The organism is Faecalispora sporosphaeroides DSM 1294 (genome assembly GCA_000383295.1).
GTDB lineage: Bacteria > Bacillota > Clostridia > Oscillospirales > Acutalibacteraceae > Faecalispora > Faecalispora sporosphaeroides.
This window is the reverse complement of record KB911073.1, coordinates 116,754-143,296: the sequence shown is the minus strand read 5'-3', so window position 1 is coordinate 143,296 and position 26,543 is coordinate 116,754. Positions and strand designations below refer to the sequence as shown.

Below are 26,543 nucleotides of genomic sequence, written 5' to 3'. Positions count from 1 at the left end.
ATTCCATATTGTTTCCTCCACATCAAGCACCAGTTGCACCGCCGGGAGAAATTCCCCCAAGCGGTACAAGTTGTGCGGTTTAGAATTTACTTGCCAATGACTGTGATGGTCTCCGGCTTGCCCTTGCGGTTAAATGTAATGTCCAGCATATCGCCCGGTTTGCAAGTGGGCAGCTTAAATCCGTCCCGCAGGAAAAGCTTATCCGTCATTTCACCGACAACATTTTCTTCGGGGAAGCTAATATACCACTGGAATCCCTTTACCATTATTCCGTCTCCGCTCTGGAAATTCAGTTCGCGAGTGCCAAGTAATCTTGCTCTCATAATAAACACCTCCAATTTTTATTAGAAGCGGCCACCTCTTGATTGACAGTATAGCGGCAATTTGATGGCCTTACGATTTTCGGTGAAATACAAAGAAACTCCCTGTTTTCAAGGAGTTTCTTATTTTGTCTTTTCCAAAAACGTGATATAATTAAAGATTTTGTATTTCGCTGAATTTAAAAAATTTTAAAAAAATTTGCCGCACACCATTTTTTAGGTGTGCGGCAGATATTTATTACTTTTTCCGTGGTGTGTATATCCCTCTTTCTAGTTCCCCTAACATATCCTTTCCTTCCACCCCCAAATCCCTTAAAATGGCGTTGCAGGTTTCAATATCTTTCCCCTTATATTCCTCAAGCAGATGGATGTACGCTCTGTCTAAGCGGTCATTTACGTTAAATCGCATTCCGCACGATTCAAGTATGTATTCTGTTGAATGAACATCTAACTCGAATCCAACACCTATGGAGATTACAAACCTCTTTAAAATTGAGCCGCCCAGTTCATCTAAATGATGAAATAAATTTCTATTAAGCCCCGTTAATTCTTCGGCTTCTTTTGCGCCAATTCCCATTTCCATCATAATTTCCAAAATGATTTGTGCATAGGTTTTTTGGACGTTGGCAGTCAATTGATATTGCCTTTCAAACTCTGACTTTTCTTCTTCTGTCAAAAAAGGTTGATTACTAATGTATTTAGCTTCCATTTGTTCACCTCATTTTTGATAATAAAGCATAGACTATTCTGTTGCAGAAGCAAAGATTATTAAATACAAGAATTCTTGCAATTAATGGCTTGCGACAGCACAAAAAATTTTTACCAGACGAACTATCAGAAAACAGCTTCTAGTAAACTGAGATTCTCCCCAATTAGGATTTTATGGTCAACATCTTCAACACTGTACGAACCCGTGAGGGAAACATATATGTTTTCTCTTATGGGTTCGTGCTAAGTGTAGAAATTTAGGGTTCGACCAGCTAGGTAATTAAATGATGGCAGTTAAAATATGGATTTGGAGGATTTAAAAGATGTCAGTATTTGAAATATCCTCACTTATTATAACTGGACTTGGTGTAATAGCTACCTTTTCTGCTGTTATAGTCGCACTATGGCAGACGAAATATGCAAGTAGAAAAAAATTGAAGTGTCAGTTTATTGAGAACAATGTAGTTATGAATCCAAATAGCTTTGATAAAAAGCTTTATGTTGCTATGAGTATTTCAAATATTGGCAACAAAAAAGTTATTGTTAGCAATTGGGGAATTAAATTAAAGGATAGTTTTATTCTTATTCTAACTTCAGGATTTGAAGAAACTATATTTGATAAAATGGTGGCCGTTAAGACTCCTTACATATTAGAGCCAGAAGAAAACGTAACCTTTTTTTATTCTAAAGACTTATTTCAAAAATTAATAAACGAGCAGGTTGAAAAAGGGATAATAGGGGCTAATAACAAAATTAGATTTGTTGTTCACGACTCTACAGGAAAATCTTATTTTATTAAGAGTAAATTCAACGCTCATTTTTATATTGCAAAATAATTTGCATTTAGACGTTTAGTGTTCGACCAGCGAAGACAGGCCTCCACCAAAAATAAAAGGCAAATAAGATTTAATGGTTACTAATCCAGTAAATCCAAGCCTTTCGAGGGCTTCCACAATGAAAAGTGGAAGCCCTTTTCTCGTAGATTTATTAGGGTAAAAGCTTCACTCAGACAGGACTCAAACCTACAAGTAAAAACATTCATGAGCAGCACCCTTTTTCGCACAGAGAATATGAAAAAGGGTGCTGCTCAAAATACAATCAAAGGAATGAGCTGAAACCAAAAAGGGCACAGATTTTTAACGCTGATTGAAAGCCGATTTAAATTTAAGACCTCTTTTGCGGTGTAAGCACAAGTTTTATCGGTAAAACGCTCTTTTTTCAGTGTGATTTTCAGCATATCCAAGAGACCTGCTTCGTCATCCACCAGTAAAATTTTTTTATTGTGATACTATGGACATTTTACCTCTTTCTTTTTATAGATTATAGCATAGCAAAGCAGTCATTTATAGCAGACTATTCCGGAGCTCGTCCAGCTGAACATCCATATCCAGCTTTGACTTTGTTTTATTTTATCAATCAAAATTGTTGACAAATGCATGCGTGTGCATATATAATGTTATCTAGGTGATAAATATGAATAATAATGGTTTAATTTTAGAATGTACCAAAGAAATAGAAGAAAGCATTGATTTTGAATTTTTTAAGACTTTGTTTGATCCGGTACGATGTGATATTATGAAATACTTAGCTATAAACGGCACTAAAAATATCAAAGATATCTCTGATAATTTCACACAGCATCGTTCCGTTATTTCAAGACACTTGGATTTAATGTACAGATATGAGATAGTTAATAAGATTAAAGAGAATAGGAATGTTTTTTATGAATTGAACGATAAATATATTCTTGAAAAATTTGAATTAACAGCAAGTAATTTAAAAAAATTAATACAGCAATGAAATTTAAAAAGGCAAGATTGCCTTTTTAAAAAAGTTGAAATATGCATATGTGTGCACTAAAGTATCATATTATCAACAAGTTAAATGAAAGGAAGGAATAATTATGAACATACTTTCCATTTTAGCAAGCCCACGAGATAAAGGCAATACAGCTATTTTATTGAAAGAATATTTAAAAGGTGCAGAGGATTTAAACCCTTCACCACAAGTAGAAACAATTTTTCTCCAATCAAAAAATATACAGTATTGTACAGGTTGCAACACCTGCCAGAAAAGCAGTAAAAGCTCGTGTGTATTAAAGGATGATATGCAGAATATTTATGAGAGTGTTGAAAAAGCTGATGTTTTAGTTTTTGCTACCCCCGTTTATGTTTTTAATATGACTGGACAGTTAAAAACTTTTTTAGACCGGCTGCATGCAGTGGATTATCATACTTTATTAAATAAAAAAATTGTATTGTTAACTACCTATGGAGATAGCAATGAACTCAATGCGGGGGTCCCCAATATCGCTCAATCCATCGCTATGCTTTCCCAATATCTTGGGATGAAGTTTATACAAAACTTTAATGTGAGCACATATGAGGTAGAGGTTTCTAAAAATGAGCAATCTAAAAAAGCTGCCTATATATTAGGGACAGAAATTATAAAATATTAATTGAGAGGTGTTTTAATATGGTAACAATTGTATTCGCTCATCCATGGTACGGAAGTTTTAATAAGGCTATACTGGATACGGTAATAAGTGTCTTAGTGAAAGAGAAAAAGGAATATAAGGTAATTGACTTAAATAAAGAGAATTTTAATCCTGTTATGACCGAAGAGGAGTTGGCTTTGTATTCAAAAGGACAACATAAGGACCCTTTGGTAACGAAATATCAAAGCATATTAAGAAAAACAGATGAAATTATTTTTATTTTTCCCCTTTGGTGGTACGATACACCTGCAATCCTTAAAGGTTTCTTCGATAAAGTTATGTTGAAAAATTTCGCATATATAGAAACAAGTACAGGATTAAAGGGGCAATTAACCAATATTAAATCTGCCAAAGTGATAACAACAGGCCAATCTCCTCGTTGGTATTTAAAATTTATTGCCGGTAATCTAATTCAGAAAACATTTATCAATACTACATTAAAAAGCATAGGAATTACAAATGCTAAGTGGCTCTACTGCGGGGATGTTTCTAAAGGGGCTCAGGAGAAGCGGGAGAAATTTCTACAAAAATTGGCGAATTCAGTATTGAAATAAAAATATATATAGAAGAAAATTCATGGTGTTAAGATATATGTAAAGAAAGGCTCTTTGTCAATAGTTGGAGCGGGATTCGTTTGAATCCCGCTCCATTCGTTGCTTAGAGCCATTTTTATGGTTTGTTCTACTGTATGCTGTTTTTGGGCACACCAAATAAGCCTCCATATCCCGACCATTTTTTCTATGATGTACAATGAAGTATCCGGGTTCGGAACCGGTTAAAGTTCCGTAATACCATAAGGAGAAGCCTATGAAAGCATTGAAAAAGAACAGTGCGCTGTATTTGGAACAGATTGTCTCTGCGGTAGCTAGGCGGAACGGAACCTTTCCAAGCTGGCGCTCATGAAAACCATTCAGGTGGATGCCTCTGCCGATACCCTCCATGCGGAAAATTGTACCGAAAACGTGGAACCCAGCTGCGCCCCTGTAAGCGATAGCTGCCCCGATGAAGCTGTAGACCCACCACCACATCAGTTGAAACGGCGTGTGAGCCGTTTGTGACAGCGTGTGAGCCTCCCCGCCAAGGGGATGCTCTGCACCGAAAGAATGGCAGCGGCTTCAGTGAAATCCCTATAATGATTCCGACCGGCAGAAGAATGGAAAATATGCGAAAGCAACCATTTTATGCTGGTGGGATTATCCGTTTCTGGAGCACTCCGTTTCGCCAAAACCATTGGCGCAGAAACAAATCATCCATTTAAAGCCGCTACCCGATATGGTTCAACCAAAGAAGCTTCCTTCGCCTTTCAGCAGAAAACAGAACAGGAATGATCAATGGAAGGTATACCGAACGCAGACAGTCGCATGAATGTCTGAACACGGCCATGAAAAGATTGCGGATTTGTGGTATCATGAATTTGGTCAATGCCTGCGGAGAATCTGATTTATTTTGAGGACGGGATGCCCTTTTTTGAGAATGATAAGAAATCTTTTTTCCACAGTGTCCACCAAATGGAACCTCAAAGAATTGGCTTATACGCTGGATTCTTAGCGGTTCTTTCTTTTTAAGAATCCCTGTTTGGTCATGATTGATCTGATCTTTAAGACCAATACCGAATTTGACAGAAGTCGTGATTAGTGCTAATATTGCAATATATTAGTTTAAGCTAACACGATATTTATTTAGAGGCCGACTTAATGAAATTTTATGAATTTGGCAATCGCAACAATCCGACCCTCCTGTTGCTCCCGGGAACATGCTCCCACTGGAAAAATAATTTCGGGCATGTTATTGAACTGCTCCAGGATAGCTTTCTTGTTGTTTGCGTATCTTACGATGGTTTTGATGAAACAGAGCATACGATATTTACAGATATGATAACAGAGACCGAAAAGATCGAATCTTTTTTAAACAAGCGATTTTTGGGGAAAATACATGCGGCCTACGGTTGTTCTTTGGGAGGCTCTTTTGTCGGACTACTCTTGCAAAGGAATCGGATTCATATGGATCACGGTATTTTAGGCAGTTCTGATTTGGACCAGGAAGACGGTTATGCCGCAAAGATCCAGGCTAAATTGCTCTCCTCCTTTTTATACCGCACTTTGCAAAAAAACAGGCTGAATCCCTTGATTACAAGGTTGCTGAAGAAAAAAACAAGTCCGCACTATTTAGATTGTTTCATGAGAATGATTCTTGGCTCTGGTGGGCAAAACATGTCGTTTGTGGAAAAAGCAAGCATTGAGAATCAATTCTATTCAGATCTGGTTACAAGGCTCTATGATGGGATTGAAGTTTCTCATACGACCGTACATTGCCTATATGCAGCAAAGATGGGTCCCCAGTATTTGGAGCGCTATCATCAGCATTTTATTCATCCCGATATTATCGAACACAATTTAAAACACGAAGAGCTTTTGGCTTGCCGACCACAGGAATGGACAGATGTAATTAAAAATTGTGCTCTTGAAAAAAAGAATTGTCATTAACGGTTTGCCAAAACAAACTTCGCAATAGCTAGTGAAGTGAATGTCGATGAAAAATCCTTTGGGGCAGCGCTGGCGAGGCAATATGTCCCGACACTGGCTGAACCCGAGCTGACAAACCTTTTTCAATCTGTCAACTAGGATTAGCCTTTCTTAAGATATAGTAACAACACCAACATCCCGTTTGTGAAATATGCGTGTTTGAATTTCGCGCGGCATTCTCCGCCAATTCCAGACCACCTCTTGATGAAAATCGAGTGTCGGTCTTTTTTCATGCTCTAAACCACCTGTACCGGCGGAACAGCCCACAATGGCAAAAATATGGAGGACTAATATGATATTGTCCACAAGCGCTTCAACCTTTTCCGAAAATACAGGCAAACTGACGGCTCTTCCTCCTGTCAGAACAGACGGCGCAGCGGTTTTTTTCTCAGGATTGTTAAACGGAGAAACTTTCAGGGAATACATTGAGCAGCATCCGCGCTTTATGCCAAAATTACAATCCCCTCAGCCGAAAAAGGTTCCTGCTGAGGGGATTGTTGATTAAGAGCCTCAAATTTTCACTGGCTGAAGTCTCTTTGTGAATTTTTAAAATACTGCCGTCTGCTTGCCGGATATTCCCTGCGCTTTGCCGCCGCTCTGAACGCTGACCTTTACAGAGGCATGGGTCAACAGCTTGCTTCCAGCGTAAACATCAAAGGATATGAAGGCAGTGCCGTTTTTCAGGCCCGTGATTTTATAATTCCCATTTTTCAGCGCTTCTACTTTTACAATGCCGCTTCTGGAAGGAACCACCTTAAGAGTGCTGCCCTCTCCCGTCAATTTGACTCCGATCTCATATGCCCTACCTACGGGCAGCGTATAGCTGCGAGTATCCAGCGTGAGAGATCCTGTACTCAGCTTCTCGGGCAGCAGGACGAAATCGGAGTTGTGGGTTACTGTCACACTCCCGTAGCTCTGAGCGTCTACCATAACCGGTTCCCTCCCTGCCGGCTCCAACCTGCCGGTAGCCGGATTCCAATGGTAAAAATATAATATTTGCCCGGGCTGATACCCAAACGAACTCAAATCTACCCTCACCGTGGCAGGAGCCGGCAGCTGGCCGTTATTGGCGAAGCGCAGCACCACTCCATTTCCGGAAGGAACAACGCTGTGCACTGACGCAACCTGAGAAACGGACTGTACCGTCATCGCCAGATTCAGGCCGCGGGTTACAGCGAAATCTGTCTGCGCCAAATCGACTCCGCTGAATTTCCAGGAATAGAGCGTTTTGCCGGTAGCCGTATCCAAAACAGAAATCTCCAAATCTTTGCCGGCTTCTCTTGCCGCGTTCAGCAGACCCGCATCCGCGCTGATCGCGACTTGAACATTGGAGTTGGCATTGCTGCCGACAGCCGACGGAACTCTGATATCCAGTGCGACTCCGGTGACCTCCGGGGCCCGCAGCTGCTGTATCAGAGAAGCGGTGGGAGGAGTGATCGTGATCTGCGCGGGACTTTGCGGAGCTGCGGATGCGAGGATGGAAGCGGTAGCGTCGGGAACCGAAGCGATAATCCGCGCGTTACCCGCCGTTACCACGGTGCTGTCAGGCTGGGTGGTAACCGTCACCGCGGTACCGCCGCCCACCAGGGGGGCAGTGCTGACTGTGGAAGATGCATCCTTGCCGCCGGAAGTGCCTTTATTACCGGAAGCGCCTTTACTGCCGGAAGAAGAGCCGCTGTCGTCATCGTCATCATCGTCTCTGTCATTGTTATGATCATTGTCAGCGGGCAGGCTCGAAAGCGTAAAACTGCCGCTGTTATCCGCCGCAGTATCCAACTGCGGCTCGGTCAGGGTGCCGGTGGTGTCATTGGTCAACGCCCAAGCTGCCTTGCCCAGCATTTGATGAAGTGCATTGGGCGAAGTCTGCAGAGCTGAAATAGCCGCTTTCAATTCACCAGGATCCTCGTCCCCCGAATAATGCTTTGCCATGCAGGCTGCCAAAAACTGAGACAGTGTTGTTTCATTTCCAAAGGGCTTGCTGTCGGACAGGGTCTTTGCCTGTGTCAAGGCAGTCTCCTGATCAAGTCCGTTCTGCATCAAAAGATATGCCAGCATACCCGGAACCTGATCCGTCAGGCCTTTCAGCAGATACTGCTGTGCGTATTGGGAGAAATCGCCGCCAACGGCTTGATAAATGGCTGCGGAACTTACAATATTTTCATTGAGACCATCCAAGGAATTCACCGAGTCGCTTTTGTAGGTCACCTGATCTCCATGCAAAGCAACCGTGCGCACAGGAGATGGATAAGTGACCAAAGAACCGGTTTCCATATCATACAGCTTGTTCCCCTTCTTGGTTGTGGTTACGGCCACATCCTGTGAATGGAAGTGCCCGGTAAATACCAGCCCCAGCCCTGCATCGGCCAGTGTATGAGAAATGGTTTCGTAATCCTTCAGCAGGTATTGCGGGAAAAATGTAGACTGAATCGCCGTATGGGGCACCAAACCGTGGTGCAGCATGCCAATGGGCCGGCGGCCATCCTGAATCGCTTTTTTGATCTGTGCCAGCACCCAGCTCATCTGGCCGTTGTGGAGCTCACCAGCGGTATCCTGATGTGGATTTGCCGCGTCATTGTTGTAAATGCAGGCATCGATCACGATCAACCGGTAATCGTCCCCCAGATTCGCGGTATAAGACAGAGAACCGGAATCCTGTTCCAGCGCCTGGTCATAGCCCAAATCGGCATAGATTTTTTTAAAATCCGCTCGGTCTATGGTTTCTGCCGGATTGGTTTCTGTTCCATTGTATGAAAGTGCATCTTCATTGGAGATGTCGTGATTTCCGTTGATGACAAACACCTGTTTTTGAGTATCCTGTTCCAGTTGTTTCAGCTTTTCCGCCAACTTTTCATGGTTGACTTTTTCGCCGTCCTTCGTCAGGTCGCCGGAAACCAATACATAATCGGAATCACTCTTCGCAATGCGTTTCAAAGCTTCATCCAGAAGTTCTTCGCTTTCCACAATCATTTTACGGTCATTCGCCAAATAGCTCTCGAGCGCCCCGCCCTCGGTCACGCCTCCCAACACATCTCTGTCATAGAGATGGTCGTCGGAAATGATCGACAGCTTCAACGCTTCGTCCGGAACAGGTTGAGAAGCCGCTCCCGCCTGCATCATGGAAACTGTTCCGCTCACCTCATTGCCCACCAAAAGCAGCGCGGCGCCGTTGGGGCTCTCCTCCGCCGGAAGAAAATCCAGGCCCTCCGGCGAGACGTCGCCCTTGATATTTTCGCTGAAATCCCGCGTATTGAGATAATCAACATACTCTGCGTTTTCCGCGTCGCTGATGTCATAGGCCATCACGCCGCCGATGCGCTCCAGGCCGATAAAAGCGTAGGGAACTCCGTCCACCTCGCCCACCGTCACATATTCCGGCTCCGGTCCCTTTTTGGCGCTGCGGTTATCCAGTTTGACCTTGCTGTTGGAGCTGTTGAAATAGTCCGGATATTTTTGCGCGGTAACTTTCTCAAAATCCGAACCGGAATCGTAAACCTGCTCCATGGTGTCCGCATCCCAAACAGAGAAGGAACGGCCGCCGAAAAGATAGTATGTGTCATCATCCCAATCACCGTCGTAATCAGCGGTGTCCAAAAGAACCAATTCTTTATATGTTTCTCCCAAATCGATCCCTTTTTCCGTGTGAACGCCGTCATCATCCAGCTCGATTTCGTTGATGTAGCCGGGCCATTCACGGCTGTCGCCCTCATTGGCGGTGAGCAAATAGGTTTTGCCGTCCGCCTCATAGGCGGTAATACCGTCCGGCATATAAATGCCGCGCAGCTTCGGCTCCTGATTCAATTCCGCTTTTTTATCTTTGCGGGCATCCACTTCCACCTCACTGTAGTCCTGAAAGCCCAGCCCTCGAATGGAAGTAAACTCGCCCTTTTCAATATCCAAAGCTGCGATGGCGTTGGCCTCCTGCAAGGTAACATATGCCATTCCTCCAGACACCGCGATATATTCCGGCTCCAGATCTACCGACGGATCTGTGTCTTTCTTGAGAATCACGCCGTCCTCTAAAAGCTCCTGCCTTTTGTCGTCAAAGTCCACAAAGGTGACGGTCTTTGGGGAAGCATTTTCCAATCCTTCCGAAATATCCACAATCGTTACAGAGCCCTTCGGGTCTTCCGTTCCCTGATCGTAACCGCCGCGCGGCTCGCCCTCGTCTGCTGTGAGAATGTAGTTGCCGTCGGGGGTAAAGGCAACCATGTCCGGCTGCACACCAGTTGTAAAATGCGTCTGATACTTTCCATCATAATCCAGCAGCACTACCGCGCCGGGCGTTGTGGTATTTACCGACTGCACAGAAACGGCGATCAAATCTTTCTGCCCGTTCACGGCCACAGAGGTCAGATCGCCCAACTGGAAGCCGGCGTCGTGCTGCTGAATCATGCTTTCAATGTCAGAAAAAGGGATGGACTCCTTCTTTTCCTGTAAAAACGCGTTGTCTTCCCGGCTGTTTTGCAGCCCTTTCAGGTCAACAATGGAAAGCTCTTTTTCACTGCCGTTCACCACATAATATTTTTGATTTTCCGCATTGTACTTGACGATCTCGGCGCATCCGCCGTCTTCATTCGGTTCTGAGCTGATCTGCACGCTGCCGATGTCCTTCAGAAAACTGTTTTTTGGCTCCTGCTCCGTAGCGGCAAACGCACCCAGCGGCGGCACAAGAGAAAACGTTAGAACGCCCGCCAAAAGCAAAGCCTTCGCACGTTTTCCGATTGTGGTATGAAACTGCACTCAAATTCCTCCTTCATATTCAGTCCTCATTCGCTTCTTCCAGATTGCAATGGGAAATTTTACTATATTTATTTTACTGGGTTTGAATTAAGGCGGAGTTAAATGAGAATTAATTTTAAGCTGACATCTGGATGAAATGAACCTGCAAACCGACTTGAAAACCCGCAAAGCAACTTGGTTGGCGGTGCTTCGGGTTGCCTTTTCCGCCGACAGCGTCTTTCCTCTGCAATTTCATTTCGGCATTGTGATCCCGCACACGCAAAACGGATTGCGGAGTCTCCCCCAAAAAAAGGGAAGGCTCATCCCTGATATGAGCCTTCCACAAGATTCTTCACGTATGACTGCATTTCTTCTTTTGAGGAAACCCGTCTTGACCCGTAAATAAAGGATTCCTGCGCCAACTGCGACATATTGGAAAACCTGTTCAGCGCTTCCAGATTTCCCGTGAGCGCCATTCTCAATCCGGCCGGCATCTCCGCAGTATGATCCGATTGGCTATTCATGTTTATCACCTCGGACTTAGTGTGCACAGATCACCCGGCTTTCATGACAATGCAGGGGCAAACATTTTAACGGTGAGAATCGGGTGCTTCACAAGTGACCCTATCAGCAGACCTCACACTAAAAACGGGAACAAATACCGTGCGATTCCCGGAACAGCTGTCCGGCTTTTGTTCATTCCAAAGAAATATAAATCGCAAAAAGTCAGGTGGTTTTTTTAGCCCCTGCGCAGCGGGCACTATTTTTGATCATAAATATGAAAAAACCGGCAATGTAAAATTTCTGATGAAAAGTTTGGTTCATATTTTGATAATACAAAAAAAATCAGAAAAATACACAATTTATAATTTTATCGTTATGCTTTTTTAAGATAGTTTACGGACATCAACTGTGCTACAATATGGTCAATTTCGATTTTTTTTTAACAAAGCAAGGAGTTGACATTCTGTGAAAAACAATGTAAATCTATTCCTGGCTATTTCTGTTATCGTATCTCTATGCTCTTTTCTCTTCGCTGCTTGGCTGTATAAATGGGTGGAACGACAGCCATCCTCGAATGTACGAATCGCCAGAATCGGCGAGTTGATTCGCGGCGGCGCCAATACATTCCTGAAAAAGGAATATACCGTGCTGGCAAAATTCGCCGGGGCGGCTGCTGTCCTGATTTTTCTGTTTCTGCCCTCTCCCGTTTGGCAAGGCAATGCAATTCCCAATCTCATTATGACGGTTTCTTACCTGGCCGGCACCGTGTTTTCCGCCGCGGCAGGTAAAATCGGCATTCAAATCGCGACCATTGCCAACAAAAAGACCGCTGAAGCGGCGCAAAAGGGGATTCAGCCCTCCTTCATGTGCGGGTTCCGCGGCGGCGCCGTAATGGGCATGGCCGTCGTCGGCAGCACTCTGCTGGGCGTTTCTCTGGTATTCTTTTTGACAAACAGCACCGCTGCCCTGTTGGGCTTTAGCTTTGGCGCAAGCTCCCTTGCCCTGTTCGCAAAGGCGGGCGGAGGCATCTTCACCAAGACGGCGGATATCAGCGCCGACCTGGTCGGCAAAGTCGAACTCGGCATCCCGGAGGATGACCCCCGCAATCCCGCCGTCATTGCAGACAATGTGGGCGATAATGTGGGTGATGTTGCCGGTATGGGCGCAGACCTGTTTGATTCAAACGTCGCCTCTATGGCCGCGGCGCTGGTGATGGCCGTTTCTCTGGATAAGGCCGCGGGCGGCTCTCAAAATGCCGCCACCGTATTCTGCTATGCGGCGATCGGCCTTCTGGCCTCCATCATCGGCGTGGCAACCGCCAGAATGGGCAAAAACGGAAATCCCACCAGAGCCTTGAACAGCAGTACATATGTCACCACCGCCATTTTTGCCGTTTTAACCGCGCTTGCCACCTGGTTTTTCGGCCTGGAATGGAGAATCTGGGGCGCCAGCATCGTCGGCCTGCTGGTTGGAGTGGTGATCGGCATCGCCAGCGACTATTTTACCGACGATACAAAGCCGCCGGTGCATCAGGTTGCGAACGCCTCTGAAACCGGCCCGGCGTTTACCATTCTCTCCGGCGTGTCCTACGGATTCATCAGCACCCTGCCCGCCATGATCGGCATCGGCATTTCCGCTCTGGCCGCTTACAAAATCTGCGAGCCCTTGGGCGGCAGCTACCCTATGTTTGGAATCGCGATGTCGGCAGTGGGCATGCTTTCCATCGTGGGAATGATCATTTCAAACGACGCCTACGGCCCAATTGTTGACAACGCCCGCGGGCTGGCCGAAATGGGCGATTTAGGGGACGAGGTTCTCGACATTACCGATTCGCTGGACAGCGCCGGAAATACCGTAAAGGCGGTAACCAAGGGCTTTGCGATCGGCGCAGCCGGCCTCACGGTGATTGCGCTGTTAGGCGCCTTTATCAGCGAGGTAAACGAAGCGGGCGCTTCCATTGCCGGGTTTGTCCCGATTACCGGCTTCGACATCATGAACCCCACCGTCTTTTTCGGAATGCTGGTGGGCGCGTCGATCCCCGCGGTATTCAGCGCCATGCTCATGCTGGGCGTTGACCGCAACGCGCAAAGGATGATCTCGGAAATTCACCGTCAGTTCCTCGAAATCGCCGGCCTGAAGGAAGGCGACCCCAACGTGGAGCCCGAATACGACAAATGCATTGAAATAGCCACGCACGGCGCTCTCAAGGAATTGATCCCCGCCGGGCTCATGGCGATTCTTTCTACCATTGTCGTCGGCTTTGTCGGCGGCGTGGAGGCCATCGGCGGATTTTTGACCGGGAACATCGTGAGCGGACTTCTGCTGGCCCTGTTTATGAGCAATGCCGGCGGGCTTTGGGATAACTCCAAAAAATTCATCGAATCCGGGCACAACGGCGGAAAAGGCAGCAACGCCCACAAAGCGGCCGTTGTAGGCGACACAGTGGGCGATCCTTTTAAAGATACGGCAGGCCCTTCCATTAATACACAGATTACCGTCGTTTCTCTTGTTTCCTCCCTGATGTCTACCTTATTCCTCACCATGTCCCTGTTACATTGAGTTTTCGGCCTGCACATAAAAACGCACCTCACAACAGTGAAGTGCGTTTTTGGTATACAGCCTTTCATTCGGATGAGTGGAATTATAAATCCTGCAAATCTGCCTCGGGAATATTATTTTCCAGATTATCCCGCGCCAGATCGGTGTCGATCACAGGGTAAATATCCTCTGGAATCGGCTTTTCCCTCTCATCGTCCTCAGGCCATACCCGCTGATTTTTCTTGGGTTCCATATGATTTCCTCGCTATTGTTTCAATCGATATCTTTCAATACAATCCTGAAGATCTGCTTCTGAACGGATTTTTTCCCTGAGTATCGCCTGTTGCGCATCCTCCGGCAAGGACAAAAAAACATTTTCCAAATCGGAGTCCTTCCCGAAAACATCCCGAAAAGCGAAAGGATAAATCAAACCGTTCGTGCCGCTTTCCATCACAGCTATCACCTCAAAATTAGCTTGCACAGATTCATCGGGTTTATCCGTGCCCCCGTGTGAAGGATGCGGGAGCAGCACTCCAAATTTCCATCGCGCTTTTGAAAATATGAAGGCTGTCCCGAACGAAATTTCTCATCACATGGTGTGATCCCGGTTGCTGATCAGCTGGGCGTCGACGCCCATATTGCGCAGATGCCTTTCAATTGCGGACACATTGGTTCCGCTGCTGTCGTAATCCACCGCAACCTGATCTTTCTGGTCATTTGCGCTCACAGATAAAACGCCCGGGATTTCGTCGAGCCCCTGCTTGATTTTTTTGATCTGATGGTTTCCGTCGAGCCTCGGCACCTTAAAATATGCGCTCTGTTTTGACACAATCATCACCTCGCCCATAGTATCGGCGCCGGCATTGCGGATATGCACAGACGCTCAATAAAAGCGGACGGCCGCGCGACCTGCCAACGCGACCTGCCAAACCGTTATATAGAAAAACATTGAATCACCGCCGCACTATGAAAAGCCGCCCTTTTTTCAAAGAGCGGCTTTTCAGAAAGGAAGATGAAAAATGTATTGTGATCCTCACAGGAGGAGCGTGCAAGCAGCTACTACAGTTTCTGTGAAAGGAGCGGAGGACCGTTCTGAAACTGATTCCAGTGTACTGAAGCAATATGGACAGAATATGGCGCTTGAATGAAAATTTATAAAAAATACGGTAAAGAAAATTTGAACCCTTGCCCGAAATGGAAAGAGCCGCCCCAAAAACGTTACAGCAGCTCGCGAAAATCGTAAATAAAACGATCCGACATTTGGCGCAGACGCGTTTCTTCTTTGCTGTGGGAATCGAACACTCCCACCGTATAAAAACCGCCTTCCCGCGCACCGCGCAGGGCATCCGGCAAATCCTCAAATACGGCGCATTCCCGCGGCAGACGACGCATCCGCCGCGCCGCCTCTTCATAAATATCGGGGAAGCCCTTGCCGCGGCTCACCTCCGACACCGTGACGATCGCTTCAAACCAATCCAAAATCCCGTGGCGTTCCAGCGCGGGAAGAAACAGCTCCCTGTAAGAGGAGGTCGCGACTGAAAGCGAAACGCCCTGCTCCCGCAGACGGGAAAGGTATTCTCTGGCCCCGGGCTTGAGCTCCACGCGAAAGCGGTAGGCGTCCTGCGCCATCTGATTCCATTCCTCCGTCAGCTGCTGCGGCGTATCGGGCAGGCCAAACCGGCGAATCGTGTACTCTGCCGCCTGCCAAAAGCCGCGCAGGGCCACCGCCTGCGCGTAGTCCTCCGGCACCGGGATTCCCCGGCGGCCCAAAGAGTCCCGATCGATCTGCTCCCATACTCCCATGGAATCCAGAAGTGTCCCGTCCAAATCAAAAACCGCACCCTGAAACTTCTTCACACGCATGCTCCCCAAATTGATTTTGTTGTTTTTTTATTGTAGCACAGAACACACATTAGTCGAAACGTTTTTTTACTGATTTCTACAAAGATGTTTTTTCCACAGCTTGTCCTCAGGCCGGGGCAAGCCCGCGCAAGCGGAATCCCACGCGGAGGTACCCGCTGAAAACCAGCTCTTTTATAATGAAAATAAAATAGGAAACCCTGCGATGCGGCCGCGAAAAAAAAATTTGTTTCATTATATAAGGATCCATCAAAAACATAAGCAATAAAAGAACGCACCTGTCCCGGTAGGCGGAGCAGGCGCGTTCTTCACCGGGCCACAGCCCGGATCATTGATTTTTATTTTCCGATGGGTGTTTCAAAAAACGCCTTAAAGCCGCGGTATGCCATGTGAATATCGAGCTTTGCGGTAACCTCCAGCGGCGCGTGCATCGAAAGCACCGGAACGCCGACGTCTACAACGTCTACGTTCAGGTTTGCGATGAACATGGCAACGGTTCCGCCGCCGCCCGCATCCACCTTGCCGAGCTCGCCGGTCTGCCACAGAACGTCGTTCTGGAACAGCAGATTGCGTACCTGAGCCATAAATTCCGCGGAAGCGTCTGAGGTGCCGGATTTGCCGCGCGAACCGGTGTACTTCATCACGGAAACACCGTTGTTCAGGAAGCAGGAGTTGGCAGGCTCATATGCGCTGGCATAAATGGGATCATACGCCGCGCAGACGTCCGCAGACAGGCACTGGGAACGGGTGAACACATCTCTGGCCTCCACGCCGTCCTGCTGGGCCAGCGTTTCCACAAAGTAGCGGAGGAATGAGGAGTTCAGGCCGGTGTTGCCCTCGCTGCCGACTTCCTCTTTGTCCGCCAGAACGGTAATCGCAGTATGCTCGGGCGTTTTGCAGTCGAGAATCGCGGTTAAGGCGGGGTAAGCGCACACGCGGTCGTCATGGCCATAAGCGCCGATCATGCTTCGATCAAAGCCCATATCCTGCGCGTGCCAGGCGGGTACAAACTCAATTTCGGAGGAAACGAGGTCCTCTTCAGTTACCCCGTATTTTTCGTTGAGCAGGCGCATCACATTGAGCTTAAACAGGCTTTCGCCTTTACCGGTCTCCGTGCGAACCGGGCGGCTGCCCACCAGAATGTTCAGATTTTCGCCCTCAATCGCTTTGGAAAGCGGCTTCGACATCTGCTCCGCTCCCAAGTGCGGCAGCAGATCCGTCACACAGAACTGCGGCTCGCCAGGCTCCTCGCCGATGCGCACATCCACAAAGCTGCCGTCCTTCTTCACAATACGACCGTGCATCGCGAGCGGAATGGCCGTCCACTGGTACTTTTTGATGCCGCCGTAGTAGTGCGACTTGAGCAGTGCCAGATCGTTGGATTCATACAGCGGATAGGGCTTTAAATCGAGACGGGGAGAATCGATGTGCGCAGCGGAAATGCGCACGCCCTCGCGGCAGCCTTTTTTGCCGATGACCGCCAAAATAATGGACTTGCCTCTGTTATTAAAATACACCTTGTCGCCGGGGCGATACACCGCGTTGGAATCCAACTCGCGGAAGCCGCGTTTTTCAGCCTTTTCAATAGCATACGCCACGCATTCGCGCTCTGTTTTGCACAGATCGAGAAACTCTTTATAGCCCTCGCAGTACTCGTCGGCCTCTTTGAGCTGCTCGTCGGTTACGGAGAAAAAGCCGTTCTTGCGGTTGATCAAAAGCTCCTCGCGCAGGCGATCTACCTCAGTTTTTTCCTCTGCGGCAGATTTCTTTTCCAGCTTTGCGTCTTCTTTTTTGCCCGCCTTTTTTTCTTCTTTCTTCGCCATATCAAAAACCTCCTTTGTGATAGTAAGCCATATCGCTTTTACATGGAACTGATTTTCCTCCCGCCGCCGGCGGAAAAGGAACCGCCCTTTTCAGGCATGTGCTAACTTTGTCATTCAACAATTACAATCGAGAGAGATCTATCTGAAACAGGACTAAAAATCATATAACTCCTGATAGATTTTATAATTCTTGATTACAGCCTCGGTATAATGCGCGGTTTCCGGGTAAGGGATTTTATTCAGGGTGACCCCATCCGGCGAAACAGATCGGTCGGAGAGCCAGCGGTCCACCGTTCCCATCCCGGCGTTATACGCGCACAGCGCCGTCGTTCGGTCCGAATAAATCGAGCCGAGCATCGACAGCAGGTAGCAGCCGTATTTGATGTTGGTCGCCGGGTCCGACAGAGAGGTCTCATCCATGGCGTCCTGCTCCGGGAGCTTCGTCTGCAGCCATTCAAACGTTGCGGGCGTCAGCTGCATCAACCCCACGGCTCCGGCGCGGGATTTGGCATCCGGGTCGAAATTGCTTTCGGCCTTGACCACCGCGTACACCAAAGCAGGCTCCAGGTGATAGTTTCCCGCTTCTTTCTCTATGATATCCTGATACCCCAGAGGATACTGGCGCTTCATAAAAATTTCGTAGCCGTTTGCCAGAAAAAAATATCCGACTGCCGTTAATAAAAGCAGAATCAGCGAGGCGCCCATTATTTTTTTGGCTCTGCTGCCCCGCTTTTTCCGCATGAAAACGATTCTCATCTGCGCCACCTTTCCAGAAGAGCGGCAGCCTGCCGCCGCAGTTCCCCGGGATCTTCATCCCCTCTCAGACAGGCATCGGATCTCTCCGTGTAATAGGCATCCTCCTGCTGGGCCCGGATGCGCGACAGGGCCATCTCGCGGTCGATGTTGTCCCGCCGGATGATGCGTTCCAGCCGGACGGGCAGCGGCGTGATCACCGCCAGAATCCGATCGCAGAGCTTCTCGGCCCCGCTTTCAAACAGCAGCGGCGCGTCGACAATGATGAATTCCCTGCCCTCGGCTTTCCAGCCGTCAATTTCCCTTCGCACCCGCCGCAAAATCCACGGATGGGTAATCTCATTGAGTCGGCGCGTTTTTTCGTGAGAAGAAAAGGCGCGGCGCGCCAGAAGGGCCCTGTCTACACTGCCGTTTTCCGCCACAATATCGTCGCCGAATTCCTGCCGCAGCTCCCGCACGCACGGTTCGCAGTCCACAAGCACCTGCCGGGCCGTTCGATCGCAGTCGATCACGGCGCAGCCAAGCGCGCCCAAAATGCCCGCCACGGTGGATTTTCCCGCTCCGGTCGGGCCGGTCAAGCCGATAATCACAGATTCAGTCAAGCTCTACCACCTCGAATCCCGCCGCGCGAATCAGCCGGTTGTACACGGCAAGGCCCACACCCTTCGGCTGCGGGCTGCGGGCATACACAACCCTTGCGCCCAGCTGATCCAGCTTTCGCAGCGCGTCGAACAGGTGCCGGGCCTGCCCGGCGGCATCCTGCTTTGCCCCGTAAGCCACCGCAGGCACGCGCAGCGTTTCCTGCTCGCCGTCATAGCACAGGGCGAACACGCCCTCCCCCGCGCGGCAGTTAACATACTCTGAATACGCCGAAAGGCCGCCCTTTACCAAAATTACGTTGGCCTTCGGCGAATAATGCTTATACTTCATGCCCGGCGAAAGAACTTTTTCTCCCGCGGCCAGCGGATTCATCACGGCGGGGTCCACCTCGACCCGGCCCAGCACCTGCGAAAGCTGCTCCGGCGTAATTCCGCCCGGCCGCAGCAGGCGCGGAACCTCCTGCGCCAGCGTGATCACCGTCGACTCCACCCCCACGCGGCACGGGCCGCCATCCAGAACCGCGTCGATCCTGTCGTCGAGATCGGCCAGCACATGCCGCGCCTCGGTCGGGCTCGGGCTGCCGGACAGATTCGCCGACGGCGCCGCCAGCGGCACGCCCGCCGCATCGATGACCGCGCGGGCCACCGGATGAGACGGAAAGCGCACCGCAACCGTCGCCTGCCCGGCGCTCACCTCATCGGGGATGAGCGCCGACTTTGGCAGAATGATGGTGAGCGGCCCCGGCCAGAACTGGTTTGCCAGCTCCATCGCGCACGGCGGAATCTCGCTGACGAGCGCCGCCCACTGGTCGAGCTGTGAAATATGGACGATCAGGGGGTTGTCCATCGGCCGCCCCTTGGCGGCAAAAATGGCGGCAACAGCCCGGCCGTTGAGCGCGTTGGCCGCAAGGCCGTACACCGTTTCGGTCGGAATCGCCACAAGGCCGCCGTTTTTGAGCAAACTGCCCGCTGTTTGTATCTCTTCTTCCCTGTCCGCCGAAAGGCGCAGGGTTCTGCTTTGCTGTTCCATGACTTTGCTTTGATTACTCCTGACGATCGATTGTTTCCTCCAGCTGTCTGGCACGATCCGCGGTGATCAGCGCGTCGATCACCTCGTCGAGATCGCCGTTGAGCACCTCCTCCAGCCGGTAAACGGTCAGACCAATCCGATGATCGGTCAGCCGCCCCTGCGGGAAGTTATAGGTGCGAATCCGCTCGGAGCGGTCGCCCGTGCCAACCTGAGATTTTCTCTGCTGCGCCACCTGGGCGTCCTGCTCCCGCTGCTTTGCCTCGTACAGGCGCGAGCGCAGAACCTTCATGGCCTTGTCCTTATTTTTAAACTGGCTGCGTTCATCCTGACACTCCACCACCGTACCCGTGGGCAGGTGCGTAATGCGGATGGCCGACTCCGTCTTGTTGACATGCTGGCCGCCCGCGCCGCTGGCCCTATAGGTATCGATCTGCAGATCAGCTGGGTTGATCTCGATTTCGACGTCGTCCACCTCGGGCAGAACAGCCACCGTCGCAGTAGAGGTGTGGATGCGGCCCTGCGTTTCCGTTTCGGGCACGCGCTGTACCCGGTGAACGCCGCTTTCGTACTTTAGGCGCGAATACGCCCCGTCTCCCATAATTTGAAAGCTGATTTCTTTATACCCGCCCAGCTCGGTCTCGTTAACATTCAAAAGCTCGGTTTTCCAGCCGTGCCGGGTCGCGTACATGCTGTACATGCGGAACAGCCGCGCCGAAAACAGAGCCGCCTCCTCGCCGCCCGCGCCGCCGCGGATTTCCATAATCACATTGCGCTCGTCGTTCGGGTCGCGCGGCAGAAGCAGAATTTTCAGCTCCTCCGCCGTTCGCTCCACCCGATCCCTGGCGTCGTCCAGCTCCTGCTGGATCATTTCCTTCATCTCGCGCTCAAGGCCGGACTCGCCGAGCATTTCGGCGGAATCCTCCACCGTCTGCACCGCCTTCAAATATTCGCGGTATTTTTCCACGATCGGTTCCAGATTTTTATATTCCTTCATCAGCTCGGCATATCCCTTGGCGTCCGCCGCAACGACGGGGTCGAACATGCGCTGATTCAGTTCCTCCAGCCGGTTGACAAACACGGTCAGGTTTTCAAACATTTTGCTACCACCTTACCTAATATGGAATCAAACGGAGTGATCGGCAAGGCAGCTACAAGGTATCCTGCGTTTCTTCGCGCAGAATCTTCTTGATGTTTTTTTCGCATTTCAGGCGTGGAACCATTACCTCGTGCCCGCAGCCCCTGCACCGGATTTTAAAATCCATGCCGGCGCGCAGCACCAAAAATTCCTTACTGCCGCAGGGATGCGGCTTTTTCATCTGTAAAACATCGCCGGGCCGTACGTCCATACCGTATCCCTCCTCAGTTCATTATTTCAATGCGGATTTTCTTTTGCAGAGAGGCTCCGCGGGGATTTTGCCGGCGCGGGATTGCTCCTCGTGCCGGTAGGCTTTCTTCTTTTATCTTTGGAATGTAAAGAGCTGATTTTCAGCAGGTGCTCCTGCGTGGAAATTCTGCTTGCGCAGGCCGTGCCTGTGCGTGGATTAGCACCAGAGCGGGAGCCTCTTCCGGTTTCCATAGACAGTGCCTTTGGCCGTTGAGAGGGGTTCCAAGGGGGAGAGAATCAAAGCTCTCCCCCTTGGCGAATCTTTGTTTACTTTTTTTTCGTAAAGAAAGTAAATGCCCGACACGGCACGAGAGGTAAGCCCTGCCTCAGCAGACAGGCCGCGCTTGCGCGCACATCGCGAAAAAAGCACAGAAAAAATGATCTGCTTTATCACAATCACATCTCTAAATGTTGGAAGGAGAAAATTCACCGAGACATTTAAATACTTTCTATATTATAGCACGATAACACCTATAAGACCATGCTCTTTCCTAAAAAGCGATTCCTTAAGCTGGAGAATCACACTTTAATGTTCTCTCATACGCCCAAAGATTTGATTTGATTTAATTTGGCTTGCGCCGTGAGGTTATTATAGCACCAATTGCAAAAAACTCCCATGCTTTTTCAAAAATTCTGCAGTTCGCCTTTCTGTGCTTGCCTATCCGGGGGAAAACGGTCTATAATGGGAACAGAACCGGATGAAAAAGGACGGAGAAAACGATATGAAAAAGGAAAACATTATACTACAATATTTAAAAGAGAGCAAAGATTATCTTTCGGGCGAGGAACTGAGCCGACGCCTGGGGATTTCGCGTTCCGCAATATGGAAGAACATCAACAGCCTGCGCGAGAGCGGCTATGTGATTGAATCGGTGACGAACCGCGGCTACCGCATTCTGAATTCCTCCGACGCGCTGACCCCCACCGAGATACAAAGCGGTCTTTCGACCGAAGCGTTTGGACAAACCGTATCCGTTTTTGCGGAGATCGACTCCACAAATGAGGAGGCAAAGCGCCAGGCACACAAGGGTGCGCCCCACGGCGCCGTATTTGTGGCGGAACAGCAAAACGGCGGGAAAGGCCGGCTGGGCCGCCCGTGGCAGAGCCCGCCGAAGTCAGGCCTGTGGTTTACGGTATTGCTGCGCCCCGACGCCGCGCCCCCGCAGGTCTCGAACCTGACGCTGCTGGCGGGGCTGGCTGTCAGCCGGGCGATTCACTCTTTGACCGGCTGCGACGCGAAGATCAAGTGGCCGAACGACATCGTCATCGGCAGCAAAAAGGTGTGCGGGATTTTAACGGAGATGACCGCCGAAATCGACCGTGTCCATTTTGCGGTTGTCGGCATCGGGGTCAATGTGAACGACGAAGGCTTCGCTGAGGAGCTCAAGGCAAAAGCGACCTCTCTGCGCCTTGAAACCGGCGCGCCGGTTTCGCGCGTGCTGCTGCTGCGGCAGATATTAAAGGAGTTCGAGGCGCTTTATCAGGAATATTTCGTTCAGGGAAGCAGCCGCTGGCTGCAGGCCTATAAAGAAAGCTGCGTTTCGCTGAACCGCACGGTGGGCGCGACGCGGGGGCACGAGAAAATCATCGGCACGGCGGTGGATATTACCGGCGGCGGCGAGCTGGTGGTTCAAACCGGCGATGGCGAGCGCATACAGATCAATTCCGGCGAGGTCGTCGTGCAGGGCATCTACGGGCAGACACCCGAAGCATAAGGAACGGAGGCGGCTCGCCGTCACTGACAACACTGACATCGTAAACCTTATCCGCGTGCTTGACGCTGGATTGCGTGACTTTGGTCGCGTTATTTACGATGCCTTGCTTAAAATTTGAGGCTTCCTCAGCTATCCCGCATTGGAGCAGGTGGTCGATATCCGCTTTCAGCTTGATTTCGATGCGGTTTTCATACACGGTGATTTTTTCGATAATCAGCTCCAAATCGGTTTTGTCCAGCTTGTCCTTGGAAAGAATCTCGTCGAAAATCTCCATTGCGGTGCGGGCGATGCGGTTGACCTGTATGATGGTGTTGCGCTTGTTGGCGGTCAGCTCAAGCTGATTTTTCAGCCCTGTAATTCTGTCCTCCAGCTCCGCCTCCATTTCGTCATAGGTCTGCTCCAGCAAAGCTTCTTTGTCGGGATGTTTCATCACATCCCATATACGTTGCCGCTTGGTTGCCTTCAGCTCCTCGTAGGCGTCGTCGAGCTGCCGCTGCAAAATCGCCGAGGTTTCCTCGTTGTGCTTGACCGCGGTGCTCTCGTTTTGAATGGCGGCGTTCAGTTGCTCCAGCATATCGGCCGAGTTTTCTTTCACCATGCGAATATACCGTTTGAGCAAATCGTCCAGCAAATCCACCCGCGTATGGTGGCTGGTACAGCCCTTTCGCCCCCTGCGGTGGTAGCTGCCGCAAATGTAGGCGGGCTTTAGGTCGCAGCTCATAGAAAACATCGGCGCACCGCAATCTCCACACACTAAAAAGCCGGAATAGGCGTTTTCATATTTTTTGATTCCCCGATAATTGGTATTGGTGCGATGCTTGCGCTGCTCTTGTGCTTTGGCAAAAACACGGTAGTCCACAATATTGGCTTGATGGATATGGTTGCTGAAAAACCGGTAGTGTCAAGAGTTATGCGCAAATTGGTTTGCAGCCTGGTATAGAATGAGGTCAACCGGCCAATGAATCGTTGTCCAAGATGGCCTCCAAATGCTTCATATTCATGTACTTCTTGTTGCCCCACTGAGTACCTGCAACATGACGCAATCGGGCACAGACCAGCATAAGGGCAGAGTTGCCGTCAGGAAAAGCGCCCACCACACGAGTACGGCGGCGGATCTCCCGGTTGAGCCGTTCAATGGCGTTATTGGTTCGGATACGCGTCCAATGCTCAAAGGGAAACGCCATATAGGTAAGGGTCTCCTCCACTCTCCTCAACCTTTTTGGCGGCTTCCTTCAGTTTCAAGTCTTTTAGGGCAGCAACCACGTCTCTGGCCTTTGCTAGCGATGCAGTCTTGCTCTCCTTCGCATGAATGGCTTTGAGCATTTTGGCAACCAGCTTGCCCTTGGAACGAGGAACAACGGAGAAAACATTGCGGTAAAAATGGACGGTGCAGCGCTGGTATTTGGCGTCAGGGTAGACTTCGCCCACTGCCTCGAGCATGCCAAGGCACTTGTCCCCAACTACCAGCTTGACTCCCTCAAGACCTCGCCCTCTCAGCCACTGAAAGAAGTTTACCCAGCTGGCCTTGTCCTCCTTCATCCCCTCGGCGGCACCCAAAACCTCACGATATCCGTCCTCGTTGACCGCAATCGCTATCAGAATCGCTACGTTTTCATACTCTCCGCCCCAGTTGCGGCGCAGATAGATGCCGTCTACGTAAACATACAGGTATTTGCCGCATTGCAAGGGACGGTTACGCCAGTCCTCAATGTGAACGTAGGCTTTCTTGTTCAGCTCACTGATGGTGGACGGAGAAACCTTATTGCCCCACAGTGCCTCCGTAATATCCTCCACACGGCGCACGGATACACCAGCCAGGTACAATCTCGATCAGGGCTTCCTCTACGCTGCTCTCCCGGAGGCGGTACCGCTCAATGATTGCCGTCTCAAAGGTTACGCCTTTCAGACGGGGTACATTCAATGTCACATCTCCGGAACAGGTCGTAAGATTGCGCTGGTAATGGCCGCTGCGATACCCCTGCCGCTCTTCGTTGCGTTCGTAACGTGCGGCCTGGGTCAGCTTCTGCGCCTCTGCCTCCAGCAGCCCGTTCAGCGTTTCCTCCACGCTCCCACGGACTAATTCCTTGATTTGCCCCTTGATTACTTCTTCATTTAACTGTACAATTTTCTCGGACATAGTTTGCTGTCTCCTTTCAGAATGGTGGTGTGGTAACTTCATTCTATCAAAAACTGCAAACTGTGTCTCTTTTTATCCTTTTTCAATTTGCGCAACTTATTCTACCTTATCTAAAAGGCCATCAAGATTTGGTAGAAAATGAAGAAGAGTTCCTGTTTGATACCGAACAGGAACTCTGTAAGAAGCTAGATAAAAATGTCGTCATTTCAGCTAAACCAAAAGACTGGACACAAAATATTAAAAAATATAAGTTTGATACCGTGAATTTTCTCATTATTGAACTATATCTGCAATGAATCAAGCACTTCCAAAGCTCGTTTTAATGCCTGGTCCATATCATAATACTGAAAATCCGCCAATCTTCCGCATGGGATTAGATTAGGAATTTTTTCAGCCATTCCCCGATAAACCATGTACTGCTGTTTGCTTTCTTCTGTCAACACAGGATAATACGGTTCCGTTTCTTGCTCGAGTTGGTAAGGCAATGGATACTCTACTGCGTACGATGTTCCTCGAACATCCTGATACGGTAGCTTTTTGTATTCCGTAATTCTAGTATAACCAGGCGCTTGGGGATAGGCAACAACTGGCACTTCCTGTAGGCTTTCTTTTTCTTCATATTTCCAATCGAAGCGCAAAGATCGATAAGGAAGTCGACCTGCACAGCAACCAAACAATTCATCCAAGGTACCTGTATAAATTACTGGAAAAGAAATTGATTTACCATCCAAAAACAACTCTGTTCCTGAAGAAGATACCGTTAAAAATTCAAGGGCATCCTGCTCCAGTTTGATGGAAATGTTGGGATGATCCAGCAAACTTTTAAAAAACGCATCGAAGCTGTTAACAGGCATCTCTTGATACGGATCATCAAAATATCCCTCATCATAGGAAAAGCGTAACGGCACCCTTTTCAACACACTGGGGTCAATTTCAGACAGAGAAATGCCCCACTGCTTTGCTGTATAGGGGGCATAATCTTTTTGAAAGAGAAATTCTGCGTAACCGCGGATATCCGGATCCGGGTGCTGCAAAACCTCTAGAACAGTAGCGGTCGATTGCCCCTCAAAGGCATTAAGTAATTTTTCTTTTAATTTGGTTGCTGATTCCTTTGGATAAAAAGTATCAATGGTAGTAAAATTAAAAGGCGTAGGAGTATATTTGTTATCAAACATCGCACCACAAGTTAATTTGTACGGATGCCATTCACCGTAGTGACATATATACTCACAAAGATATTTCTCTTTGGTGTGGAAAGCATGAGGACCATATTTCTGCACTAAGATTCCATGTTCATCTGTATAGTCATACATATTACCGCCAATGTGATTGCGACGCTCCCAAATTTGAACTTGCAAGCCTTTTTCGGCCAATTCGCGTGCAATAACGGAACCGCACAAACCACAGCCAACTATTAAAACATCTTTATCCATG

Annotated in this window: 27 protein-coding genes and 1 pseudogene; 10 read left to right on the top strand and 18 right to left on the bottom strand. The window is 49.0% G+C overall.

What is annotated here, in order from left to right:
* Positions 1-86: 86 nt before the first annotated feature.
* Positions 87-323, bottom strand: a complete 237-nt coding sequence (locus G340_RS0113680; RefSeq protein ID WP_020074217.1) for a hypothetical protein — start codon at positions 321-323, stop codon at positions 87-89.
* Positions 324-558: 235 nt separating this feature from the next.
* Positions 559-1,029, bottom strand: a complete 471-nt coding sequence (locus G340_RS0113675) for a hypothetical protein (RefSeq protein ID WP_020074216.1) — start codon at positions 1,027-1,029, stop codon at positions 559-561.
* Between the two features lie 322 nt (positions 1,030-1,351).
* Here G340_RS0113675 and G340_RS18065 point away from each other — a divergent pair, with 322 nt between their 5' ends.
* Complete coding sequence (locus G340_RS18065; RefSeq protein WP_020074215.1) at positions 1,352-1,864, top strand: hypothetical protein; 513 nt, start codon at positions 1,352-1,354, stop codon at positions 1,862-1,864.
* Positions 1,865-2,115: 251 nt separating this feature from the next.
* On the opposite strand, the gene G340_RS18060 is transcribed toward G340_RS18065, so the two are convergent.
* On the bottom strand, positions 2,116-2,292 hold the full coding sequence (locus G340_RS18060; protein WP_154653221.1) for a hypothetical protein: 177 nt from the start codon (positions 2,290-2,292) through the stop codon (positions 2,116-2,118).
* A 209-nt stretch (positions 2,293-2,501) separates the two neighbouring features.
* On the opposite strand from G340_RS18060, the gene G340_RS0113660 reads away from it, so the two are divergent.
* The 5 genes from G340_RS0113660 (at position 2,502) to G340_RS0113645 (ending at position 6,008) form a co-directional block, all read left to right on the top strand.
* Positions 2,502-2,828 carry an ArsR/SmtB family transcription factor gene (locus G340_RS0113660; RefSeq protein ID WP_020074213.1) on the top strand — a complete coding sequence of 109 codons (327 nt, stop codon included), beginning with the start codon at positions 2,502-2,504 and terminating at the stop codon, positions 2,826-2,828.
* Positions 2,829-2,931: 103 nt separating this feature from the next.
* Positions 2,932-3,486, top strand: a complete 555-nt coding sequence (locus G340_RS0113655; protein WP_020074212.1) for a flavodoxin family protein — start codon at positions 2,932-2,934, stop codon at positions 3,484-3,486.
* A 17-nt stretch (positions 3,487-3,503) separates the two neighbouring features.
* The gene (locus G340_RS0113650) at positions 3,504-4,079 is read left to right on the top strand and encodes an NAD(P)H-dependent oxidoreductase (RefSeq protein ID WP_020074211.1); all 576 of its coding nucleotides are present in this window, start codon (positions 3,504-3,506) and stop codon (positions 4,077-4,079) included.
* A 627-nt stretch (positions 4,080-4,706) separates the two neighbouring features.
* Positions 4,707-4,853 carry a hypothetical protein gene (locus G340_RS18055; protein ID WP_154653220.1) on the top strand — a complete coding sequence of 49 codons (147 nt, stop codon included), beginning with the start codon at positions 4,707-4,709 and terminating at the stop codon, positions 4,851-4,853.
* Between the two features lie 366 nt (positions 4,854-5,219).
* Complete coding sequence (locus G340_RS0113645) at positions 5,220-6,008, top strand: alpha/beta fold hydrolase (protein WP_020074209.1); 789 nt, start codon at positions 5,220-5,222, stop codon at positions 6,006-6,008.
* 150 nt (positions 6,009-6,158) lie between these two features.
* On the opposite strand, the gene G340_RS18050 is transcribed toward G340_RS0113645, so the two are convergent.
* Positions 6,159-6,473 (bottom strand): hypothetical protein, encoded by a 315-nt coding sequence (locus tag G340_RS18050; protein WP_154653219.1) that lies wholly within the window; start codon positions 6,471-6,473, stop codon positions 6,159-6,161.
* 120 nt (positions 6,474-6,593) lie between these two features.
* Positions 6,594-10,787 carry a choice-of-anchor I family protein gene (locus G340_RS17305; protein WP_020074206.1) on the bottom strand — a complete coding sequence of 1,398 codons (4,194 nt, stop codon included), beginning with the start codon at positions 10,785-10,787 and terminating at the stop codon, positions 6,594-6,596.
* Positions 10,788-10,923: 136 nt separating this feature from the next.
* Here G340_RS17305 and G340_RS18045 point away from each other — a divergent pair, with 136 nt between their 5' ends.
* Together G340_RS18045 and G340_RS0113615 are read left to right on the top strand one after the other, a co-directional pair.
* Complete coding sequence (locus G340_RS18045) at positions 10,924-11,172, top strand: hypothetical protein (protein ID WP_154653218.1); 249 nt, start codon at positions 10,924-10,926, stop codon at positions 11,170-11,172.
* Between the two features lie 563 nt (positions 11,173-11,735).
* Positions 11,736-13,829, top strand: a complete 2,094-nt coding sequence (locus G340_RS0113615; RefSeq protein ID WP_020074203.1) for a sodium-translocating pyrophosphatase — start codon at positions 11,736-11,738, stop codon at positions 13,827-13,829.
* Between the two features lie 82 nt (positions 13,830-13,911).
* Here the strand turns inward: G340_RS0113615 and G340_RS18270 are convergent, their stop codons facing one another.
* The 10 genes from G340_RS18270 to G340_RS0113560 form a co-directional block, all read right to left on the bottom strand.
* Entirely contained in the window at positions 13,912-14,061 is a 150-nt protein-coding gene (locus G340_RS18270; RefSeq protein WP_020074202.1) for a hypothetical protein, read from the bottom strand.
* A 12-nt stretch (positions 14,062-14,073) separates the two neighbouring features.
* Entirely contained in the window at positions 14,074-14,289 is a 216-nt protein-coding gene (locus G340_RS0113605) for a hypothetical protein (RefSeq protein ID WP_326522412.1), read from the bottom strand.
* Between the two features lie 108 nt (positions 14,290-14,397).
* On the bottom strand, positions 14,398-14,643 hold the full coding sequence (locus G340_RS0113600; protein WP_326522413.1) for a heavy-metal-associated domain-containing protein: 246 nt from the start codon (positions 14,641-14,643) through the stop codon (positions 14,398-14,400).
* Between the two features lie 383 nt (positions 14,644-15,026).
* Positions 15,027-15,671, bottom strand: coding sequence for an HAD family hydrolase (locus tag G340_RS0113595; RefSeq protein ID WP_033402293.1), 645 nt, complete (start codon positions 15,669-15,671; stop codon positions 15,027-15,029).
* A gap of 335 nt (positions 15,672-16,006) precedes the next feature.
* Positions 16,007-17,491: an aminopeptidase gene (locus tag G340_RS0113585; protein WP_020074197.1), complete on the bottom strand. Its 1,485-nt coding sequence runs from the start codon at positions 17,489-17,491 to the stop codon at positions 16,007-16,009.
* Between the two features lie 153 nt (positions 17,492-17,644).
* Positions 17,645-18,196, bottom strand: a complete 552-nt coding sequence (locus tag G340_RS0113580; protein WP_033402309.1) for a lytic transglycosylase domain-containing protein — start codon at positions 18,194-18,196, stop codon at positions 17,645-17,647.
* A gap of 47 nt (positions 18,197-18,243) precedes the next feature.
* Positions 18,244-18,846 (bottom strand): dephospho-CoA kinase, encoded by a 603-nt coding sequence (gene coaE / locus G340_RS0113575; RefSeq protein ID WP_020074195.1) that lies wholly within the window; start codon positions 18,844-18,846, stop codon positions 18,244-18,246.
* Positions 18,839-19,873 carry an L-threonylcarbamoyladenylate synthase gene (locus G340_RS0113570; protein WP_020074194.1) on the bottom strand — a complete coding sequence of 345 codons (1,035 nt, stop codon included), beginning with the start codon at positions 19,871-19,873 and terminating at the stop codon, positions 18,839-18,841. The genes coaE and G340_RS0113570 overlap by 8 nt, the downstream gene beginning before the upstream one ends.
* Positions 19,874-19,886: 13 nt before the next feature.
* Positions 19,887-20,969: a peptide chain release factor 1 gene (gene prfA / locus G340_RS0113565; protein WP_020074193.1), complete on the bottom strand. Its 1,083-nt coding sequence runs from the start codon at positions 20,967-20,969 to the stop codon at positions 19,887-19,889.
* A gap of 52 nt (positions 20,970-21,021) precedes the next feature.
* The gene (locus tag G340_RS0113560) at positions 21,022-21,219 is read right to left on the bottom strand and encodes a DUF951 domain-containing protein (protein ID WP_020074192.1); all 198 of its coding nucleotides are present in this window, start codon (positions 21,217-21,219) and stop codon (positions 21,022-21,024) included.
* A 760-nt stretch (positions 21,220-21,979) separates the two neighbouring features.
* Here G340_RS0113560 and G340_RS0113555 point away from each other — a divergent pair.
* Positions 21,980-22,972, top strand: coding sequence for a biotin--[acetyl-CoA-carboxylase] ligase (locus G340_RS0113555; protein ID WP_027104012.1), 993 nt, complete (start codon positions 21,980-21,982; stop codon positions 22,970-22,972).
* On the opposite strand, the gene G340_RS16880 is transcribed toward G340_RS0113555, so the two are convergent.
* The gene (locus G340_RS16880) at positions 22,917-23,831 is read right to left on the bottom strand and encodes a zinc ribbon domain-containing protein (protein ID WP_020074190.1); all 915 of its coding nucleotides are present in this window, start codon (positions 23,829-23,831) and stop codon (positions 22,917-22,919) included. The two genes, G340_RS0113555 and G340_RS16880, sit on opposite strands and share 56 nt — an antisense overlap.
* An 88-nt stretch (positions 23,832-23,919) precedes the next feature.
* A pseudogene (locus G340_RS17140) lies at positions 23,920-25,109 on the bottom strand (IS256 family transposase).
* 29 nt (positions 25,110-25,138) lie between these two features.
* Between G340_RS17140 and G340_RS18265 the strand changes: the two are divergent.
* A complete protein-coding gene (locus tag G340_RS18265) occupies positions 25,139-25,405 on the top strand; it encodes a hypothetical protein (protein ID WP_020074189.1) in 267 nt (88 codons plus the stop codon).
* Here the strand turns inward: G340_RS18265 and glf are convergent.
* Positions 25,391-26,542 carry a UDP-galactopyranose mutase gene (gene glf / locus G340_RS0113535; RefSeq protein ID WP_326522411.1) on the bottom strand — a complete coding sequence of 384 codons (1,152 nt, stop codon included), beginning with the start codon at positions 26,540-26,542 and terminating at the stop codon, positions 25,391-25,393. The genes G340_RS18265 and glf overlap by 15 nt on opposite strands.
* Position 26,543: the final 1 nt, after the last annotated feature.